The sequence below is a fragment of the Cognataquiflexum aquatile genome (genome assembly GCF_003316845.1).
Lineage (GTDB): Bacteria > Bacteroidota > Bacteroidia > Cytophagales > Cyclobacteriaceae > Cognataquiflexum > Cognataquiflexum aquatile.
This window is the reverse complement of record NZ_QMIK01000003.1, coordinates 176,634-197,467: the sequence shown is the minus strand read 5'-3', so window position 1 is coordinate 197,467 and position 20,834 is coordinate 176,634. Positions and strand designations below refer to the sequence as shown.

The following is a 20,834-nucleotide window of genomic DNA, read 5'->3' as shown; positions in this document are numbered from 1 at the left end:
TTAACCCTTGCTCCCTGATTTTAATCTCATGTCTCACGTCTCAAATCTTACATCTATTTATATGAAAAAGCAATTCAAAACCAATGTCAAATGTGGCGCCTGTGTGGCCACCATCACTCCCGAAATGGAAAAAATCGCTGCCGGTTCATGGCTGGTGGACCTGACAAGTCCTGACAGGATTCTCACTGTGGAAAGCGACAAAAATGCCAATGAAATCATCCAGGCTCTTGAAAGCGCAGGATACAAAGGAGAACTGCTCTCCTAAAACAATTGCCTTCCAAATTGCTTTTATTTCTTAGCTTTGCCGAAAATTTCCAATGATCAATTACCAACAATTTGTACTGGATAATGGCCTTCAGGTGCTCGTCCATGAGGACAGGAGTACAAAAATCGCTGTGCTAAATATCCTTTACAAAGTAGGTTCAAGGAATGAAGTAACCGGCAAAACAGGCCTTGCTCATTATTTTGAGCACCTGATGTTTGGCAGCTCCAAAAATGTACCTGTCTTTGACACCGAGTTGGAAAAAGTCGGGGGCTCATGCAATGCCTTTACCAATACGGACATCACCAATTTCTATATTACCCTTCCTGCCACCAATATTGAGACGGCTTTTTGGCTCGAATCAGACAGGATGCTCCAACTCAACCTCTCAGAAAAAACCATAGAAGCCCAACGCAAGGTGGTGATCGAGGAGTTTAAGCAGCGGTACATCAATCAACCTTATGGAGATGTACACCATCATATCCGGGGATTGGCATACGAAAGACATCCTTACCAATGGCCCACCATCGGCAAAAACCTGGAAGACATCGTCAACTACCAAAAAGCGGATGTGGAAGAATTCTATTTTACCCATTACCGCCCTGACAACGCGGTCATGGTAGTAGCAGGTGATGTGACTTTGGAGCAGGTGAAAATTTTGTCCGAAAAATGGTTTGGCAGTATTCCGTTAGGAAAAATTTCAAAAAATCCTGTTTTACAGGAATTGCCTCAAGGTAAAAAGAAAACAAAAGTCGTAGAGGCAGATGTCCCGACAGATGCCTTGTACAAGGTCTACCATATGCCTGGAAAATTGCAGGATGGTTATCTTGAATCTGATTTGATTACAGACATCCTTGGGTTTGGACGCTCTTCAATTCTGGAGCAGCAATTGGTCAAGAACGGTAACTTGTTTGCTTCCATCGGTGCTTATATCTTCGGCACAGTGGACCCGGGATTGTTGGTTTTTTCAGGCAAAATGGAAAAAGGCCAACCTGCGGAACTTGCCGAAAAGGCTTTGGATGAAGTCGTGGCGACCTTTCTCAGTTCGACAGTTTCTGAAAACACCCTGACCAAAATCAAAAATCAGGCAGAGGCAATGAAAATCTACGAATCCGTCCAACTGCTGAACAGGGCCATGAGTCTGGCTTATTATGCCCACCTCGGCAACCCTGATTACCAACAATTGGAATACGAAAAGAAAATCAAAATCCCTTCGGAGGAAATAATAAAGCAGGCGAATAAAATCCTTGTAGAAGAAAACTCTTCCGTCGTCTATTACAAAGCTAAAAATTGACAGACCTTTCCTTTGTCTCAAGTCTCATATCTCCCGTCTCATATCTAGTTAAATATGACAAATTTCAGAATCGGCTTCGGCTATGACGTGCACCAACTCCAGGAAGGCTATGAATTTTGGCTCGGAGGCATCAAATTGGAACATGAAAAGGGTGCTGTCGGACATTCAGATGCAGATGTATTGATCCATGTGATCTGCGATGCGCTTTTGGGTGCTGCCAATTTGCGGGATATCGGCTATCATTTTTCAGACAAAGACCCAAAATACAAAGGGATCGACAGCAAAATCCTCCTCCGGGAAGTAATGCAGCTGGTTAGACAAGAAGGATATGAAGTTGGCAATATCGATTCGACAGTTTGTCTTCAGATTCCAAAGCTGAATCCACATATTCCATCTATGAAAACCTGCCTTGCTGAGGTGATGGGAACAGAAATTTCTAATATTTCTATCAAAGCCACCACCACCGAACAGCTGGGTTTTGTAGGAAGACAGGAGGGCATCTCGGCCTATTGTGTAGTGTTGATCCATAAAGTCTAAAGTATGGGAAGAGAAGTCAAAATCATCACTACTGACGATGGGTCACATTCCCTTTATCTTCCCGAACTGAAGGAATCCTACCATTCTTTCCACGGCGCATATCGGGAATCTATCCATGTTTTTATGCTCTATGGGCTGGAGGCATGGTTCATGCGCAATCCAAACAGATTTCCAATCAGGATTTTTGAAGTCGGATTCGGTACCGGTCTGAATGCCTGGCTGACGCTTGTCTGGGCGGAGCAATACAAAGTCCCTGTCCTTTACCATACCATTGAGCCTTTTCCTTTGGAAAAGGAAATCTATGATCAGTTGAACTATACGGAGGTAGATACCTCAATCTACCACTATGCCCATTTTTTTAAGAAACTCCACCAATCTCCATGGGATCAGGGGCTGGTCTATTCTGAGTATTTCAATATGAAAAAGGATCAGACCACATTGGAAGAAGCCGTCCTGTACCCTTCGGATATTGTTTTCTATGATGCTTTTGCACCCAAAAAACAGCCTGAACTGTGGACAAAGGAAATTCTGGAAAAAGTTACGGACACCATGAATCCGGGAGGAATATTTGTTACCTACAGTGCAACAGGAAAACTCAAAAGAACCCTTCAGGAATTGGGTTTGACAGTAGAAACACTTCCCGGCCCTCCGGGCAAAAATGAAATGGTCAGAGCGACTAAGGTTTAGGAGGTGAGAAGTTGGGAGGGTTGGAAGTAAGGAGGTCGGGGAGATTGGAAAGTTAGAAGGTTAAAAGGTTTTAAAGTTAAAAAGTTAGGTCCTTCACTGCCACTGTCTCTTGATTTTGAAAACTGCCTCCTGTTCCTGAACACTGCCCACTGTTTAAACTGACCGCTGCGACTGCCTACTGCTACTGCAAACTGATCATTCCTCCTCCTTTATTCCTTCCTTCTTCTTGCTTTTTGCTGCTTTTTTTGGATTTTCAGGTTTTGCCTGACCAAGGCCCAGGCTTCCTTTCAAGCCGCTGAACGTTGTTTTCCACCAATAATTGAATACAAATTTCTCTTTATCCCTTTCTTGGTAAATCTTTCCTTCAATCGGATTTCTCAGGTACCGCCTTGGATTGTTAGACCTGAGCGCAAAGGAATTCAAAACAAAAGTCAGGATTGCATCCCTTCCTTTTGCATGTTCGAGAGTCCGGTGATTTAACAAAATCACGTGCAAATCTGAGTATAGAAATGCCATTTGTCCCACTGCTTTATCGTTATCTGCCACAAAGGACCAGTCTGCACCTTTGACTGTTCCCCTTTTGATATTGACAAATGCATTGGTCTCCAAAATAGAATTCAGAGTCCTCATGTCAAATTCTCCCAGTTGGGCATTGATCCTCATGGGATAAGGTTCCTGAAAGAATAAATGACCCTGCAAATTCAAGTCAGCAACTCCGTTCAACTTGGTGGTGGCGAGCAAGAAAGACTCAACCAAAGGATAGGGATTTTCATCTTTAGACAAATGGAATGGATACAATCCGGCGTTGATGTCCGTAAATAACAATTCTCCAGGAACCATTCCCTTTTCAAAAAACTCCGCATATCGGATGGTTGCATTTTCTATGACGAAAGTATCCAACCTCAATTCGATTCCTGCATTTCTCATCAATTCTTGAGGCATCGGACGGAAAACACCAGTCACGCGGGGAAATCTTTTGTCCCTGAACATCATGGCATTCACGTCAGAAACTTTGAGTGATTTGGCAGCCAAAACTTCATGTTCAAGGAACCTATCGTAATCAGGTGTATCCAAAACCAACAAAGGGACATGGATATTCATCACATCGGTCTGATTTCCTACGGTCCTTCCATATTGGTACCTACCTACCCGGGGTGAAAAAATCAAGTCGCTGACCCTCACTTCATTTTTATCTACAGTGATCAAGCCTATGGTTACTTTGTTCAGGCTGTCCTTCATGAGGATTTCGTAATTGGGGATAGAAAATTTAAACTCCTGGTTCAGCAGCGCTTTTCTATCCAGCTTGTCAAGGTTTTTCAAATCAATCTTAGTCCCTAAAAGCCCAAAATTTACACCGTTGAAATGTTGGGGCTTCTTGGATCCATTTTTGTCAAAAATTGAAAAATTCCCTTCCACGATTTCAAAGTCATCGACTTGAAAAAATTCAAAGAGTTCATTCCCTGCTTCTTTTTGTAGTTTATCTTTCTTTGGGGCCTTCACTTCATCTAAAAACACCTCCAAATCAGGCCTGTACAATCTCAATTGCTTTAGCCAAAGATCTTTACTTGCCTGTATCTCAGACAGGGAATTTACTTTGACCAGGATGGTGGGAATATGTCCCGATAATACCGGAAAGCCGGGTTTGCCACCCAAATCTCTTGGAATCACTCTAAAGTTATTTACGAGGACACCATCATATTTGGTATCGAGTTCCACTTTGGAAAAAGTCACCTGATGCACACTGTCATTGAGCGTCAGCCAAAATTCATCCAATTCCAAAGTAATCGCATCAAAAAAGCCTGCAATTTCTCCTTTATGGATACTTGCCGAATCTAGTAGGAAATCAAAAACACTGAAATTAATCTCTGTATTGATCAATTCCCTTTGGGTTCCCAGTTCTTTGAATCCCAAACTGAATTTGGCATCGACCGTCTCAATGGTATCAATAGAAACCTTGCTGATACTTTTTGGAAGGTTTCTTTCCCTCTTTACTTTTTTGTCCGCGGTTTGTTTGGCCTGCCCTTCCCAATCATTGTCAATGAGCAATTCGACCGAAGAGCCTGCAAGTCCGACTTTTTGCAGCCTTAGGGTGTTGTCAAAAAGGAAAGCCTCCAAGTCAACCCCCCGGAAAGAAAGAGTTGGAATTTTGGCTGTGACTTTTGTTTTGTCAGAAAAGCTACTGCTGGGACTGAGTCTGACATTTCGGGTAATGATTTCCTCCCTTGAAGTATTGAAATTGATGCCGTCTGCCTGTATGGTATATTTCCCGTTTCCGATATTGAAAATGTAATTACTCAGGTTTAAGTCAAGTTCCTCTGAAAAAAATGTATTGATCTTATTGGAAACAGTAGCTTCGTCGATGAAGAATTTTTTGACCGAGATAGTTACATTATCCTCTTTAAAGCTCCTGGTTTTGTTTGCTATAAAATTCTGGTAATTCAGTTTTGCACTCTTCACATTGATGGAATCCACTTGGATTTCAGAAAAATAATTAGTCAACAACTCCAAAATTTCTCCCCTTTTCAATTCATTTACTGATCCGTCCTGGATTTTTTGTTTGTAGCGATAAAGGCTGATGTTGGGAGAAGGTACCAATATCTCATTGATCCTCAGAATTCCCTCAAAATATGCTTTGGGAATGTCCACCCCTTTGGCCATAAATTGGGGTACATAAATATCCAAAGTCGTACTTTTACCATACCTGTCCAGAATCTGCTGAATCTGGGTCTGGTACAAAGGTCGGATCGCAAAGCCGTCAATTTTGATCAGCTGTCCCTTGGTGTCAAGCAAAATCCTGTCGGCTTTGAAGATATGGAGGTTGTCTGCAAGCTTGAGTGCGTAATCCTCCAACTCAAGCTGAAGATTCTCTGCGAAAAAATCACCTTTGTTATCTCCAATTTCAGTCTTCTCGTCCAATTCGAAATTTTCAAGGACCAGATTGATTTTCCCAAAGGAAAGACTGTCCTGTCGGATTCTAAGCCTGTTGTCCAATGTGAGTGAGCCTTCTCGGATTTCAAATCTTTCGACATATATCCCATTCAAATACTCACTGTAAATGTCGGTTAAGTTCAGTTTGGATTCCTTTTTTTCCCCACCCTGTATATTCTTTAGGAGAATTTCGGGTTCGTCCAAAATTACCTCCTTCAGGTCTATAATCCCGAGATTATAGACTTTTTTGAGGTTGGCTTCTGTGATGACCAATCCGGAAACATCAATATCGAGATGGGCTTTTTTGCCATCAAGTTCAAGTCCCTCCGCAGGAAACAGCTTAAATCCGTCAATCTCAATCTTGTCGTCAAAGGATGAAAGCCTGACAAAATCTCCTTTCATTCTGTGGATGCTGTCATTTAAAGCAAACTCAACCATGTGAATTTCCACAGAGGCATTATCGGCATAGAAAAACTGGTCTTTCTTTTTGGATTCATCAGGACCTATGTAAAAGTCTTCCATTCTGAAATCAATGCGGTCTGTTTTGATCATGTAGGTATCTCTGGAATCGGCAAGACGTTTTCCAAATTTCCCTTCCAATATTTCAAAATCCTGAATCTGGATGGAATTCAAAATGCCTTCCACCAAAGCATACAAATCAAACGGTTCAGACCCCCGGTCTTTTTTCAATATCTCTCTGGTGTAGAGGTAAAACTCAGGGTTTTCGATTTTCAATTGACCTACAGCGACTTCAGAGGTATAGAAAACCCTATTGATATCTGCATCTTTTAATAAGAGTTCGTCCAGATCAAGTTGGAAATAGGTGCTTGCAGATTTGCTGAAATCAGGGATTATTTTGACCTCTTTTGCATCAATGAATTGCTCGAGCGACGATACATTGACTGTTTGGGCTTGGATGGTATGGATACTGTCAGCCAACAAAACTTCGAAATTATCGAACCCAAACGAAAATCCCTTGGCATTGAAAGGCGTCTCGGGATTTCTTAGCTGCAAAAGCTGAATATCTTCCAAAAGAAGTCTTGTGTTTTCGGCTTTGATGGCTTTTTGGGAGATAAAATTTTTCATCAATAAATCGGCATCATCGATTTTGAGTTCTTTTATCCTTATTTCTTTTATCTGAGAACCCAAAAACGACTTTTTGATTTCTTCCTGTAGAATTAAAATTGGAGAAGTGGACTGCTTGGATACCTCCATGGTATCTTTAGGGGCCAGCTTAAAATCCACCTCAGGATTGACAAGTTCAATAGTCCCAATGACAAATTCTTTTCTAAAAAAACGGTAATTGAGGCCTTTGATGATAATTTCAGGAATTGAAATCCGGAAATACGGGGTGTTTCCAAGATCCTTAAACTGACCTTCCACAGGATTCAGCTTCAATCCTTTGAAGGATATCCCCCTTTGCAAAAAGAGTATGTGAAACTCTTCAAAATCTATTTCATACTTATTTCCGGAAGCTATGTTTACCTTCTCTTTCAGGAAATTCCGGAGTAGAAGGTCAGATCCAAAATAAAAAACAAGTTGAAGCGAAAACAAAACCAAAAGAGTAATACCTGCCAAGCGCAGGTATTTTTTCCTTCTTTTGGTTGGCAAAGCTTCTTGTGGTTGATTTTCTTGCATAGACCTAATCCGATACTAAAAGTAATATAAAAGGATCGGAATATTAACTGACACCAATTTTGATTTCAGGATTTTGAAGGAGAAGAAATCAAATTGACATCGCATGTTTGACGAAAAATAAATTTGGGAGTACACAAAAAGAAGAAAAACCTTTTTTCCAACCAATCAAAATATCAGTAAACATCCATTATTCTCAAAAAAAAGAGACAATCCGATCTTGGCTGACCAATTCCGATTGTCTCAATAGTAAAATAACCCAAATATAAATAAAGCTGTAGGAGAAGGATTCGAACCTCCACGGAGAAGTTAGGCAACAAAAGAGCTCTTTGTGTGCTTTGTCCATTCCTGATAAGAACCAGGTACTCCACCCCCGAGACAGGAGGGCATGTCTGCCAGTTTCAACATCCTACAAGGTGTGTTTTTTCAAAGCCTTCTGCTTTGTAGCGGGTCAAAATTAATAAACCGTACCATTTATTAAAATTAATTTAATGAAAAGTATATTTTTTTACATTTTATTTAAAATAATTGACTTTTTTCTATAAAAAAAGAAATAGAATAACAAATAGTGCACTTTTATTAACAAATCTTTAATGAAGAAAATGGGCAAACGTGCTGATTTTACGCCCATGCATAAAAATTACTTTGTTTGGGGATGTTTAAAATGGATATATCATAATTTGTTTTTTATGTAGGTTGGCCAAATGAAAGCGGTAAAGAACCAAAAAATACCGAACCGCATAAAAAAGACGATGAAAGCAAAGAGAATTCCCACTCATACTCACCTTATTTTCTTACAAAGTCACTGCTGAAATAACGGAGAAGACCAATAGGGATAAAATCAAAAAAGCTGTGAAACAAGATCTCACAGCTTTAGTCAATTAACAATAAACCCAAAATAACCAGATGTAGGAGAAGGATTCGAACCTCCGGGGAAACCCCCACCATACTTTTAATCCTACCATTCAACCGGACTTTTTACCAGTTGATTACACGACAAAATTAACACCTTATCTGATTCTTTAATAATTATATAAATATTTAGCTAAAAATTTACAGTATATTTATTTTTAGAAAGAATTTTTATCCATTCATTAATCTACATCGATTGCGAAAGCCAGTTTTTTGAATACTTGACAATGGGTTTTGGGTTTCCAATATAAGAATTACAAATTTTTCGAGTAAATGACGGCTACTTCTGTGAATTTTTTGTGCATCAATAGGCAAATTGTATTCACAGATTTCAATAAAAAGAATGAGTTTTGATCTTTTCCAGCCTAAATAGGGTTGATTTTTCAAAAAGAACCACTTTAAAACCCCATCATTTACAAGCACTTAACCGAAAAAAGGAATTTCAGGCTTCTGATTATTCTTCATATTTGACATAGTTCTCCCATTTTTCAAGAACAGCGGCAAAATCACCAGGAAGAGGGGTTTCGAAATAAATCCTGTTTTTTGTTATCGGGTGGATAAATCCCAAGGACATCGCATGCAAAGCCTGCCTTGGCATCAGATCGAAGCAATTTTGGATAAACATTTTGTATTTTGAAAACTGGGTCCCCTTTCGGATTTTATCCCCCCCATACATGGCATCGTTGAACAAAGGATGGCCTAGGTACTTCATATGGGCACGGATTTGATGGGTACGGCCTGTTTCCAGGTTACATTGTACCAGGGTTACATACCGTAGCCTTTTGATCACTTTCCAATGGGTTACGGCATGCTTGCCCTGAGAACCGTCAGGAAAAGTATCCATTACTTTTCGATCTTTGGCACTCCTACCTACATTGGCGATGATCGTCCCTTGGTCTTCCTCAGGTTCTCCCCATACCAAAGCCAGGTAGGTCCTGTCTATATCATGGTTAAAAAACTGCTTGGCAAGATCCGTCATGGTAGTTTCAGATTTTGCAATAACAAGCAATCCCGAAGTGTCTTTATCAATCCGATGGACCAATCCTGGCCTACCAGAATTTCCGGGCATGGTAGGAAGTTGGTTGAAATGGTAAACCAAAGCATTGACCAATGTACCTGTCCAATTGCCATGGGCAGGATGGACAACCATCCCCGGAGGTTTGTTGACAATCATCAGGTACTCATCTTCGAATACAATGTCCAAAGGAATATCCTCCGGAATGACCTCAGTGTCCCTTGGCGGTTTTTCGAGAAAAACCTTGATTTCATCCAGAGGCTTGACCTTATAATTTGCTTTGGTAGGCTTGCCATTAATCTGAACAAAACCTGCGTCTATCGCATTCTGAACCCTGTTTCGGGTGGCATTTGGCAACCTGTCAGTTAAAAATTTATCGACCCTGGTCGGGGTTTGTCCTTTGTCAATCGTAAAACTAAAGTGCTCAAAGAGTTCTACATCCAACTCTTCCTCATCAAAATTATCCTGATCCATCATGTCTGCCATTCTGCAAAAATAAGGGCATTTGCCAAAGATTTGGTTATTTGCAGGAATATTGGAAAAACATTGCTTCTCCCAAATCCCATATCAACCCAAGAAATCCATCTACCTCTCATTGAGGAAAATGGAATCAGGCTTTCAATCAAGAGATTGGATCAGGTCCATGACCTTGTATCCGGAAATAAATTTTATAAACTGAAATACAACCTTGAAGAAGCCCAAAAGTCGGGATTTTCCACCGTGTTGACTTTTGGAGGGGCATTTTCCAACCACATCCATGCAACAGCCGCAGCAGCAAGAATTGAAGGATTCAAGCCAATTGGAATCATTAGAGGCGAAGAAACTTTTCCCCTCAATCCAACGCTTTCATTTGCAAAGGCACAGGGCATGCAACTCGATTTTATAAGCCGGGAGGATTATAGAAAAAAGACTGACGCTTCATTTATTGGAAAGCTCAAAGAAAAATTTGGAGACTTCTATTTAATCCCCGAGGGAGGAACAAATGCCTTTGCGGTAAAAGGAACAAAGGAAATCCTGGGAAAGGAAGATGCAGAATTTACCCACATTGGTTGTTCTATCGGAACGGGGGGAACTTTTGCAGGTTTGGCAGAAAGTATTAAACCCCACCAAAATTTGTTGGGATTTTCTTCTTTGAAGGGCGATTTTATCCATTCGGAAATAAATCACTTATTAGAGAAAAACCACATCAATCCTTTAGGAAAATACAGCATTTTTGACAGATACCACTTTGGGGGATATGGAAAGTCAGGACCTGAACTGCTTGAATTTATACAATGGTTTTATGCACAAACCCGAATTCCTTTGGACCCGATCTATACCGGAAAGATGATGTTTGGGATTATTGACCTGATCAGAAAGGATTTTTTTGAGAAAGGATCCCATATTTTGGCTATCCATTCAGGTGGCTTGCAAGGGATCCCAGGATTTAACCAACGGCTGGGCACTTCTTTGCCCCTATGATTCCTTGAGTATAAAAATGTCTTCTTTCTCTTGAGGGACGATTTTGATGACATTGGCCAAAACAAGTCTGATCAGCGTTTTTGAGGCTAAAAACTTTGGCAATTTGGCTAAAAACTGAAATTCTTTGAGGGTGATTTTCCCGTTTTCCCCTAGGGATTTCATCAGAATATTCTCTTTTTCACCATAAGTGAAAACCATATCTTTTGGGTTTTTCCCTCTTTTAAGTATCTCCCACATTTCCTTGCTTGCCTGGATACTGCGGTCTTTGACCCTGACAAAGGCCTTTCTCCTATTTTCCTCCATCAAAAAATGGGGGCGCTCAGGCGATTTTGGAATTGAAAAAACAGCTATTCCCTTTTTTGGGGTGAGCTTGATGATTTCCACTTGATACTCCAACTTGGGTTGAATATGTTGCCCGATGGCCTTTTGCATCACAAAAACCTCCTCCTCGATAAACCGCTGTCCACTCACTGTCCCGTCATCATCCACGCCAATCAATAAAAATCCCCCTTCGGTATTGGCCAAAGCGATGATCTCCCTGACGATTTTATCAGGAAAAGAAGCTTTTTTCTTGAATTCAACCTTCAAGCCTTCCCCTTGTTGGGCGATTCTATGGATTTCTTGAAGAGTCATTTTGGAAGTACGAGGTTTGAGGTTGGAAGTACGAAGGAGAATAAGTTGTAATTGTTGTATTGGTTGAAATTGTTGTCGGCTTCGTGTTACAGGGTTGTCAGGTTGTCAGCTTCGCGTTGTCGGGTTGTCAGGTTATAGGGATACTCCGATCTTGGTACTTGGCTGAAATATTCTCGCATCTCGTTCCCTGAGCTTGGTCGAAGGGCTCGGGCCTCCCCTCAAACCCCTCTTTTCAGGTCTTCCAGCCTGTTTTTCATTCCCTGCCATTCGTCTCTCAACCGGGCAGCTTCCATAAAGTTGAGTTCTTTGGCAGCCTTTTCCATTTGCTTTTGGGTTTGGATGATGAGTTTTTCCAGTTTGTCCTTACTGAGATATTGCACTAGCGGATCGGCTGCAATCAATGATGGCGAATCGATGGAATCCTCGTACAGTTTGGCGTTTCGCTTGTTGTCCGCAACTGTGGTTTGACCCATGATTTTTTCTTTGGACTTCTTGATCGTCGTTGGGATAATTCCATGTTCAAGGTTATACGCGATCTGAAGGTTTCTTCTTCTTTTGGTCTCATCGATGGCAAGCTGCATGGAGGCAGTCACCTTGTCCGCATACATGATCACTTTCCCGTTTTCATTCCTTGCCGCCCTACCGATAGTCTGGACCAAACTCCTTTCATTCCTTAGAAAACCCTCTTTGTCCGCATCCAAAATCGCAACCAAAGACACCTCAGGCAAATCCAACCCTTCTCTCAGCAAGTTCACCCCGACCAACACATCAAAAACACCAAGCCTGAGTTCCCTCAATATTTCCACCCGGTCCAAAGGTTTTACTTCGGAGTGGATATAGCGGCTGTTTACACCAGCTCTTTCCAGGAATTTTTGTAGTTCTTCAGCCATTCGTTTGGTCAAGGTCGTAACCAAAACCCGGTCGCCGGCTTTGATCCGTTCATCTATTTCTTCCAACAAATCATCGATCTGATTCGCACTCGGCTTCACTTCAATGATCGGATCCAACAAACCTGTGGGACGGATGATCTGCTCGACCACGATACCTTCTGTTTTGTTCAACTCATAATCCGCCGGCGTGGCACTGACATATATCGCTTGGTTGATGAGGCTTTCAAATTCATCGAAATTCAAAGGCCTGTTGTCCAAAGCTGAAGGCAATCTGAATCCATACTCCACGAGGTTGACTTTCCTGGAACGGTCTCCTCCCCACATTCCCCTGACCTGAGGCAAAGTGACGTGGCTTTCATCCACTACCAACAAGAAATCATCAGGGAAATAATCAAGGAGGCAGAAAGGCCTTGTCCCCGGTTTTCTCCGGTCAAAGTACCTGGAGTAATTCTCCACTCCTGAGCAATAACCCAATTCACGGATCATTTCCAGATCAAATTCTGTCCTTTCTTTGAGCCTCTTGGCTTCAATGAGCTTCATATCACGCTCAAAAAACGCCACTTGGGCCATCATGTCGTCCTGAATTTCGTGGATGGCAGTGTCGATCACATCTCTTCCTGTAACAAAAAGATTGGCCGGAAATATGGAAATGATTTTTTCATCGGATAATTTCTTTCCGGTGGCAGGATCAATTCTTTGGATGGCTTCGATCTCATCCCCCCAAAAGAAAATCCTGTAAGCAAAATCCGCATAGGCTACAAAAATATCCACTGTGTCACCTTTTACCCTGAAGTTACCATGGCTGAGATCCTGATTGACTCGGCTGTAAAGGATATCGACCAATTTGAAAAGCAACTGATTCCTAGGAATCCTGTCACCTTCCTGCAGTCGGATGACGTTTTTGCCAAACTCTTCAGGGTTTCCGATACCGTAGATACAGGAAACCGACGCCACTACAATGACATCTCTTCTACCTGACAACAATGCCGAGGTAGAACTCAGCCTCAGTTTTTCAATCTCTTCATTGATCGAAAGGTCCTTTTCAATGTAGGTCCCACTAGTTGGAATAAAAGCCTCAGGCTGGTAGTAATCATAGTAGGAAATGAAATATTCCACTGCATTCTCAGGAAAAAACTGTTTGAATTCCCCATAAAGCTGGGCTGCCAAAGTCTTATTATGACTCAGGACCAAAGTTGGTTTCTGAACATGTTGAATGACATTGGCTACGGTAAAAGTTTTCCCAGAACCGGTCACCCCAAGCAAAACCTGAGATTGTTCACCGGCATTGACGCCTTCGGTCAGCAACTTGATCGCCTGTGGCTGGTCGCCGGTTGGTTTGTACTCCGAAACTAATTTGAATTCCATTTGATCTCAATTGAAAGGGGATAACAAGTTTCAGGTGGCAAATAGTTTTGATTACTGAAATTTTATCCTTTCGGATTCAGTCTGAATTTTTCCAGATTATAATATAAGAAATTGGTCCGGAGAATCAGAACCAACAGCAAAGGCACAATGCTCGGATGAAAAGACTGCCATCCAAAGACCCAAAACACCAACCCGATATTTGCTGAAATCAGTGCAAAAAGCAGGTATTTCTTCACCCATGCCGGAATGGATTTTCTCAAAAGCATGATGGCCAAAATCAAATGTCCCGGAAAAGCCCAAAGGATATTCCAGTTGTATTTGGTCTGGGAATGGAAAGTGAAGAACCAAAGCATGGTTATCAGGAATCCCAATAAACCCAAAACCGTAAAGAAGCCGATATCAAATCCGATGAAAAGCCTCTTCTTTTTGAAGCCAAAATAGGTCAAGGCCATCACGAGAATTGCAAAAACCCACCAAAGAATGTATGGGTTGAACAAGTCCATTTGGGATTGCCTTTCGGGAAACTCTAAGATCACTTTGTTTTCTTTGACCAAAGACCTTGTTGGACCGTCACCGACAATCAAGGCTTTCCCAAAAGCCGCTTCCATATAATCCGGCAGGAACTGTTTTTCCCTTTCAGAAGCATTGACATCGATCACCGACCCCAAGGCCAGGTCAATTCCAAAATCCGCCCAAGGCAAAGGATACACATATTCATCGATCAGGTTTCGGAAGGTTTTGCGTTCGGGGTTTTGTTCCTCATTCCAGTCGAGTTGTTTTCCCAAAACCCTGTCCATTACATCTCTAATCCTCGTGGCACAATTGTCATAGAAAAAATCGTAGCGATAAAACCTGTTTTGCGGCCGATAATTGATCTGGAGAAAATCGACGAGTCTTTCGATCTGTTCGGGGCTGAGGTCCAAAACCTGCTCCCTGACATCTCTTTGGTGGTAATTATATTCTGCAATAAACCGCTCATAAGTCGACACGCTCAGCATATAATCCAACGTCCTTTGGGTGAATTTGACATAAAAATAAGGTGTATTAAAATCAAAAGTCCCATAGTTGAATACCAGATCCTGACCGGTTTGTCTCTCCAAAACCCGGATGGCACTATGGCCAAAAGCCGAATAAAGCTGGTCTCCCGGATCACAGGTCAACAAGCTGATTTGGTAATCCTGTGCCGAGGCAAAAAAAATAGTCGAATAAATAAACGAATAAGTGAGCAAGAATTTTTTCAATTGAGGAGGCATAAAACTAAATTTCATGGATAAGTCAAAATTTTTTCAATATGGCTTTTTGCAAACGTTTTTCCGTCTTTGCCTTATTAAATTCACCACGAATTTATGGGAATAATCTTGTAATCTGTTTTTTCATATTTGTAAATCCTATCCTCGCACAGGGGCAAATCATCCACGAAATCAATGATTACAAAAGTATAGCTTCCGGAAATTACAACAATCCTGCAGTTTGGCAGATTTGGAATGGGGGAACATGGATTGCTTCGTCTTCAAAACCCAACCTCAACAACAACATATTCATCGAGCAAGGTCATGAAATCAGGCTGACAGGCAATGAAGAAGCTAAAAATGTTTATTTATTCAGTGCAGCTTCGCCCGGGCGAAAACTGAATCTTCAGACTTTTGAATTGCAGGTGTATGGCGCATTGAGGGCGATGGAAAAATCAGGGTCTGATTTTATATTAAATAATGGGTCAAGTTTATTGACAGATTGGATTTATCCGGAAACAGGTAAAATAGTCTTCAAAGGTACCTCCAGAACAGTTGTGGATCGGGCATCTTGGAGTGCCCAAAATTCAAACAGCAGGTATGTGGTGGTTTTCAATCCAAATCCTGGAGAAACTTTGACTGTGAATTCCGGTTTCAAGGCCAATGCATTTATAGTCCAAAGCGGGACTGTAGTCCAGACAGTCAATACGATGGGAGTTCCTGCCTGTTCGACTTTTTCATTTAATAACCAAATGGCATTTAATGGGGCAGGACCTTTTGGTGACTTTGTAATCGAACCCGGTGCAACCTTCATTTCCAACTGTTCTGCTCCATTGGATCAAATCATCCGAAGATCTGCATCCATAACCGCTGCACTTTTCCATCTTAAACCCGGATCAAACTTGGTGCTTTTTGGAAACGATCCTACCATGGACGCGACTGTATTCAGGTTTGAGGGAAATGTCTATTACCGCTCCAATTCCGGGAATCAACGTTTGGTGAGGACTACTTTTGCAACTTCAGGAAATCCCAAAACCTACAACAACATTCTTTTTGAGAATGCCTCCAACAAGCTATTGACTGATTCTCTCTTTTTGAACGGGGACTTTGCAAGGCTGACAGGCGGAAATATAGTAGAAGCACCCACTTTCCTGAGGTTTCAAGGAACAGGAATACAACAGGTAATCGGTTTTGATTTGGATTTACAGCAATTGGAAGTCAATAAACCCTCCGGCAGTTTGGTTTTTTCTTCAGATGTGAGGACAAAAACCAACTTTATTATGAAAAACGGGCAAGTGGATTTCACTGGCTTTGACCTGTATGTGAATACTGTGGGAGGCGGAACTTTAACTTATCAAGGTGGAAAATGGCTCAATCTGAATCAATTATTTTATAACCAGATCCCGGCAATGCTGACGGCAGGCAATGCCACTTTTCCATTTGAAGACTTGTACCAAGGCGGAATCAGAAAAATCCAGCTATTGGGCAATTCTCCGGGTGGAAATATTTCCGTCCGGTTCATAGAAATTCCCGGAAGCAATGATGACCCGATGTATGATGATTTGGATGGAACCCCGATTCTCTATCAGCTCAACAGCTATTTTGAGTTTTCCGGAATGAGTCCAAGCACAAGTCCTATAGAAATGCGAATTTCTGCGGAAAGCCTCGTAGTAGACGATGTGGACGACCTGAGAATAACAGGAAATGGAAACGCATCTAGTGGGAATCATTTGCCCGGATTGGATCCGACATTGCTTTGGGCAAGAAGGGAATTGGAATATGGCCAAATCAACGGAAATCCATTTACTGTCGGTAGTTTTCGGGTACTTTCAGTTTTGCCTGTAACCTGGCTTGAGGTATCGGCAAAATGGAACAGACATAACATTGAGGTTTATTGGACCACCTCCAAGGAGTCAAATAACGAACGGTTTATCGTCCATCGCTCAATGGATGGTATTGACAATTTTGAAATCATAGGAGAGGTTGACTCTAAAGGAGATAGTGATCAAATCCAGGAATACCGGTTTTCATATTTCGAAAAAATGAGCAATGCCCAAACTTACTTTCAAATCGAACAGAGGGATTTTGATGGAAAGAAGTCATTCAGCAAAGTATTTAAAACTGAGGGAAATCCAGAGGCCAACACCCAAAAGGTAAGAGTCTGGCCAAATCCTTATGAAAATGGTCAAATCCATTTCGGATTTCCCAAAGGAACCAACCAAGATCAAGTGCAAATTAGAATCTCTGATTTAAAAGGGCAATCACTCTATCTTGGTAATTTTTCCGAAGGCATGATGGAAGAATTGCTTGAAAAACTCAGTCCCGGAGTGTACCTCATCGAGCTGATGACTAACGATAAGAAATATGTATTGAAGCTCCTGAAGAAATAAATCCTGATTATTTGCCTTCTGTAAAATTATGAAGTGCTTCAAAAGCGCCTATTTCGATTAATTTTTTAACTTGTTGGTCAAACCCAACCGCAACCTATGACCATTTTATTTGTTTTCGTCAGCATCTTGGTTCTGATCTTATTGATCACTTGGCTGAAGCTTAATCCGTTTTTGGCTTTTTTGATTTCCTCTATTCTGGCAGGTTTCTTATTGGGAATTCCCCCAGAGCAAATCGCAGGATCAATTCAAAAAGGAATTGGGGGATTGCTCGGAGACTTGGTCATCGTCATCGTGATGGGCGCCATGTTGGGCAAATTGGTAGCTGAAAGTGGTGCGGCCCAAAGAATCGCTGATACGCTGATGTCCATTTTTGGGGTAAAAAACGTGACTTGGGCCATGATGGTCACAGGCTTGGTGGTTGGAATTCCTTTATTCTACAATGTAGGTTTTGTTTTGCTCGTTCCTTTGGTCTTTTCAGTTTCCTACAGGTACAAACTTCCCGCGGTCTATGTTGGCATTCCGATGCTGGCAGCGCTTTCAGTTACCCACGGATTTTTGCCTCCACATCCATCGCCTGCGGCATTGGTTGCTCAGTTTGGGGCCAATATGGGACTCACCTTGGCTTATGGATTGATCGTGGTTATTCCAACGATCATCATCGCCGGCCCACTCTTCGCTAAGTTTTTGAAGGGAATTGATTCAAAACCTTTACAAACCTTTCAAGCCAAACAAAGAGAAGAAGCGGATTTGCCTGGCACCTTCAACAGTTTCTTTTCGGCGCTTTTCCCTGTTTTCTTATTGGTAGGCACTACGGTAGTCAGCCTACAGATGTCACCTGACCACGTCCTGTTTCCCTATTTCAAATTTGTGGGCGATCCTGGAATGGTCATGTTACTCTCCTTGTTGATTGCAACATTCACTTTGGGTGTAAAAATGAAATTTAAAATCCCTCAGCTGATGGACCTCTATGTCGTGGCTGCCAAAGACGTCGCCATGATATTGTTGATCATTGCAGGGGCAGGGGCATTGAAGCAGGTATTGATGGACTCTGGGGTCAGTCAGACTATTGCGGATTCACTTCAGGGATGGGATGTTCATCCGCTGATTTTGGCATGGTCGATCACTGCCATCATCCGGGTTTGCGTAGGTTCGGCGACAGTCGCAGGACTGACTACCGCAGGTATCATCGCGCCCATGGTCAGTGGCGGAAATGTTGACCCAAATTTATTGGTATTGGCAATTGGCGCAGGGAGTTTGATGTTCTCTCATTTTAATGATGCAGGATTTTGGCTGTACAAAGAATATTTTAATGTCAGCGTCAAAGACACCATCAAATCCTGGTCACTGATGGAAACCATCGTGGCAGTAGTGGGTTTGGGAGGTGTTTTGATCTTGGATGTTATTATTTGAAATGATATAAATGGATATAAAAATGATGTTTATGGATATTGGCTGCGCGATATTTAATTGATATATGGTGGAAACATGCTTCGCGAAATAAAGTTGATATAGGTCCTGAATCAAATGCTATTTGAAGATTCTGGCTATGGAAATTTCAGTTCATAAAACTTTAGATTCGAAAAAAAGATTGTTCGTAATCAAACCTCAATTCTGGACCCTATTTCAATTTATTTCTACCTTATTTCAACTTTATTTCAATAATATTTCCACCTTATTTCTATCATACTTCAATCGAATCTCAAATCTCCTGTCTCAAATCTCAAATCTTAATTCATGGAAACTGCTGAAGAAAATTTTGCCTCACTTGGACTTACTTTACCTCCACCACCAAAACCTCTTGGCGTTTATAAACCCTGCTTGGTTGATGGAAAATACCTCTATCTCTCCGGACACGGAACAGTCCAAGAGGACGGAACCCTTATCATCGGGCGTGTGGGAAAAGACATGGACATGGATGCAGGGAAATTGGCAGCAAGACAAGTCGGACTTGCCATGTTGGCCACCATCAAAGCCAACATTGGTACTCTCAATAAAGTCAAACGCGTCATCAAAGTATTGGGAATGGTCAACTGTACCCCTGAATTTGAAAGACATCCCTATGTCATCAACGGCTGCAGCGAATTGTTTGCGTCTGTCTGGGGAACTGAGAATGGCATCGGCGTAAGAAGTGCTGTAGGATTTGGTTCTTTGCCGGATAATATTCCTGTAGAAATTGAGGCACTTTTTGAATTGGAGTAATTTTAAGGATATAAATTGATATATGCTTCGCGAAATAAATTGATAAAAAGTTGATATAGGCTTTGCGATATAAGGTTGATATAAATGGATATAGGTCCATATTCAACTGCTATTTGAAGTTTTTGGCTCATTGAAATTCAATACTATTTTAGATTCGAAAAAATGATTTTGTAGTAATCAAACCTCAAGACACAAACCTATTTCAATTTATTTCCATCATATTTCTACCTTATTTCCATTGATTTCAATAAAATTTCTACCTTATTTCTACTGTATTTCCATAGTATTTCTATTATTTAAAAAAAAAATGTTCACCATAGACGCCCACCTCGATCTCAGCATGAATGCCCTTGAATGGAACAGGGACCTGACAAAATCTTTATCGGAGATCAATTCTCGGGAGAAAGGTTTGAAAGATAAGCCCGATCGGGGAAACGCAGTGGTTTCACTTCCTGAACTCCGAAAGGGAAATATCGGATTGGTCGTGGCTACCCAGATTGCAAGGTATGTGGCAAAAGACAATCCATTGCCTGGTTGGCATTCTCCCGAACAAGCTTGGGCACAGACCCAAGGGCAGTTGGCATGGTACAAAGCCATGGAGGACGCGGGAGAAATGACCCAAATCACAGACCTTGAAAGTCTCGAGAAACACATGCAGTTATGGCTACACGAGCTTCCCTGGAATACCAAACCAATCGGTTACATTCTTTCTTTGGAAGGTGCTGATTCCATCGTAAAAGTCAATTATCTAGAAAAAGCATATGAATCGGGCCTTCGGGCTTTGGGTCCGGCACATTATGGGCCGGGAAGATATGCAAATGGCACGGATGCAACCGGTGGATTGGCAAAAAACGGCAGGGAACTGCTCAAAGAAATGGAGCGGTTGAATATTATTCTTGATGCCACACACCTTTGTGATGACAGTTTTTGGGAGGCATTGGACCATTTCAATGGACACGTTTGGGCAAGTCATAACAATTGCCGCGCATTAGTCAATCATAACAGACAATTTTCCGATGAACAGATCAAAGCACTTATTGAAAGAGGTGCAGTCATCGGCGGTGCCTTAGATGCCTGGATGATGGTACCAAATTGGGTAAGGGGAAAATCCAATCCAAAAGAAATGGGCTGCAATCTGGAAAAAATGATTGACCACATGGACCATATCTGTCAACTTGCCGGAAATGCAAATCATATCGGTATCGGATCTGATTTGGATGGGGCATTTGGCAAAGAACAATGTCCCTATGACTTAGAAACTATTGCTGACTTACAAAACTTACCTAGCTTACTTTCAAAAAGAGGATATTCTGCTCAGGACACCGAAAAAGTGATGTTCGGAAATTGGCTCCGTTTTTTGAAAAGCGCCTGGGCAAAATAAAAGTCTTAATTTATGA

General features: G+C 41.6%; 14 protein-coding genes. 9 read left to right on the top strand and 5 right to left on the bottom strand.

Annotation, left to right across the window (positions count from 1 at the left end):
* The first annotated feature begins 61 nt into the window (after nucleotides 1-61).
* The 4 genes from DQW11_RS09720 to mnmD are packed head-to-tail and all read left to right on the top strand — an operon-like array spanning nucleotide 62 to nucleotide 2,780.
* The gene (locus tag DQW11_RS09720; protein ID WP_113923882.1) at nucleotides 62-265 is read left to right on the top strand and encodes a heavy-metal-associated domain-containing protein; all 204 of its coding nucleotides are present in this window, start codon (nucleotides 62-64) and stop codon (nucleotides 263-265) included.
* A gap of 52 nt (nucleotides 266-317) precedes the next feature.
* Nucleotides 318-1,556, top strand: coding sequence for a M16 family metallopeptidase (locus DQW11_RS09715; protein WP_113923881.1), 1,239 nt, complete (start codon nucleotides 318-320; stop codon nucleotides 1,554-1,556).
* A gap of 54 nt (nucleotides 1,557-1,610) precedes the next feature.
* Nucleotides 1,611-2,093, top strand: a complete 483-nt coding sequence (gene ispF, locus DQW11_RS09710; RefSeq protein ID WP_113923880.1) for a 2-C-methyl-D-erythritol 2,4-cyclodiphosphate synthase — start codon at nucleotides 1,611-1,613, stop codon at nucleotides 2,091-2,093.
* A gap of 3 nt (nucleotides 2,094-2,096) precedes the next feature.
* Entirely contained in the window at nucleotides 2,097-2,780 is a 684-nt protein-coding gene (mnmD, locus tag DQW11_RS09705; RefSeq protein WP_113923879.1) for a tRNA (5-methylaminomethyl-2-thiouridine)(34)-methyltransferase MnmD, read from the top strand.
* A 195-nt stretch (nucleotides 2,781-2,975) separates the two neighbouring features.
* Here mnmD and DQW11_RS09700 read toward each other — a convergent pair whose 3' ends face one another.
* Nucleotides 2,976-7,319 carry an AsmA family protein gene (locus tag DQW11_RS09700; RefSeq protein WP_232826715.1) on the bottom strand — a complete coding sequence of 1,448 codons (4,344 nt, stop codon included), beginning with the start codon at nucleotides 7,317-7,319 and terminating at the stop codon, nucleotides 2,976-2,978.
* 1,390 nt (nucleotides 7,320-8,709) lie between these two features.
* Nucleotides 8,710-9,756: an RluA family pseudouridine synthase gene (locus tag DQW11_RS09695; RefSeq protein ID WP_113923877.1), complete on the bottom strand. Its 1,047-nt coding sequence runs from the start codon at nucleotides 9,754-9,756 to the stop codon at nucleotides 8,710-8,712.
* Here DQW11_RS09695 and DQW11_RS09690 point away from each other — a divergent pair.
* Complete coding sequence (locus DQW11_RS09690; RefSeq protein ID WP_317047878.1) at nucleotides 9,691-10,731, top strand: 1-aminocyclopropane-1-carboxylate deaminase/D-cysteine desulfhydrase; 1,041 nt, start codon at nucleotides 9,691-9,693, stop codon at nucleotides 10,729-10,731. The genes DQW11_RS09695 and DQW11_RS09690 overlap by 66 nt on opposite strands.
* On the opposite strand, the gene DQW11_RS09685 is transcribed toward DQW11_RS09690, so the two are convergent.
* The 3 genes from DQW11_RS09685 to DQW11_RS09675 form a co-directional block, all read right to left on the bottom strand.
* Nucleotides 10,726-11,364: an AlbA family DNA-binding domain-containing protein gene (locus DQW11_RS09685; RefSeq protein ID WP_113923875.1), complete on the bottom strand. Its 639-nt coding sequence runs from the start codon at nucleotides 11,362-11,364 to the stop codon at nucleotides 10,726-10,728. The two genes, DQW11_RS09690 and DQW11_RS09685, sit on opposite strands and share 6 nt — an antisense overlap.
* A gap of 218 nt (nucleotides 11,365-11,582) precedes the next feature.
* Nucleotides 11,583-13,619 carry an excinuclease ABC subunit UvrB gene (gene uvrB, locus DQW11_RS09680; protein ID WP_113923874.1) on the bottom strand — a complete coding sequence of 679 codons (2,037 nt, stop codon included), beginning with the start codon at nucleotides 13,617-13,619 and terminating at the stop codon, nucleotides 11,583-11,585.
* 62 nt (nucleotides 13,620-13,681) lie between these two features.
* Complete coding sequence (locus DQW11_RS09675; protein ID WP_394337142.1) at nucleotides 13,682-14,887, bottom strand: lipoprotein N-acyltransferase Lnb domain-containing protein; 1,206 nt, start codon at nucleotides 14,885-14,887, stop codon at nucleotides 13,682-13,684.
* A 23-nt stretch (nucleotides 14,888-14,910) separates the two neighbouring features.
* Between DQW11_RS09675 and DQW11_RS09670 the strand changes: the two genes are divergently transcribed.
* The 4 genes from DQW11_RS09670 to DQW11_RS09655 all read left to right on the top strand — a co-directional run bounded on the left by DQW11_RS09670 (nucleotide 14,911) and on the right by DQW11_RS09655 (nucleotide 20,818).
* The gene (locus DQW11_RS09670) at nucleotides 14,911-17,238 is read left to right on the top strand and encodes a T9SS type A sorting domain-containing protein (protein WP_113923872.1); all 2,328 of its coding nucleotides are present in this window, start codon (nucleotides 14,911-14,913) and stop codon (nucleotides 17,236-17,238) included.
* A gap of 96 nt (nucleotides 17,239-17,334) precedes the next feature.
* Complete coding sequence (locus tag DQW11_RS09665; protein WP_113923871.1) at nucleotides 17,335-18,648, top strand: gluconate:H+ symporter; 1,314 nt, start codon at nucleotides 17,335-17,337, stop codon at nucleotides 18,646-18,648.
* 324 nt (nucleotides 18,649-18,972) lie between these two features.
* Entirely contained in the window at nucleotides 18,973-19,437 is a 465-nt protein-coding gene (locus tag DQW11_RS09660) for a RidA family protein (protein WP_113923870.1), read from the top strand.
* Between the two features lie 307 nt (nucleotides 19,438-19,744).
* Entirely contained in the window at nucleotides 19,745-20,818 is a 1,074-nt protein-coding gene (locus DQW11_RS09655; RefSeq protein ID WP_113923869.1) for a dipeptidase, read from the top strand.
* Nucleotides 20,819-20,834 lie beyond the last annotated feature (16 nt).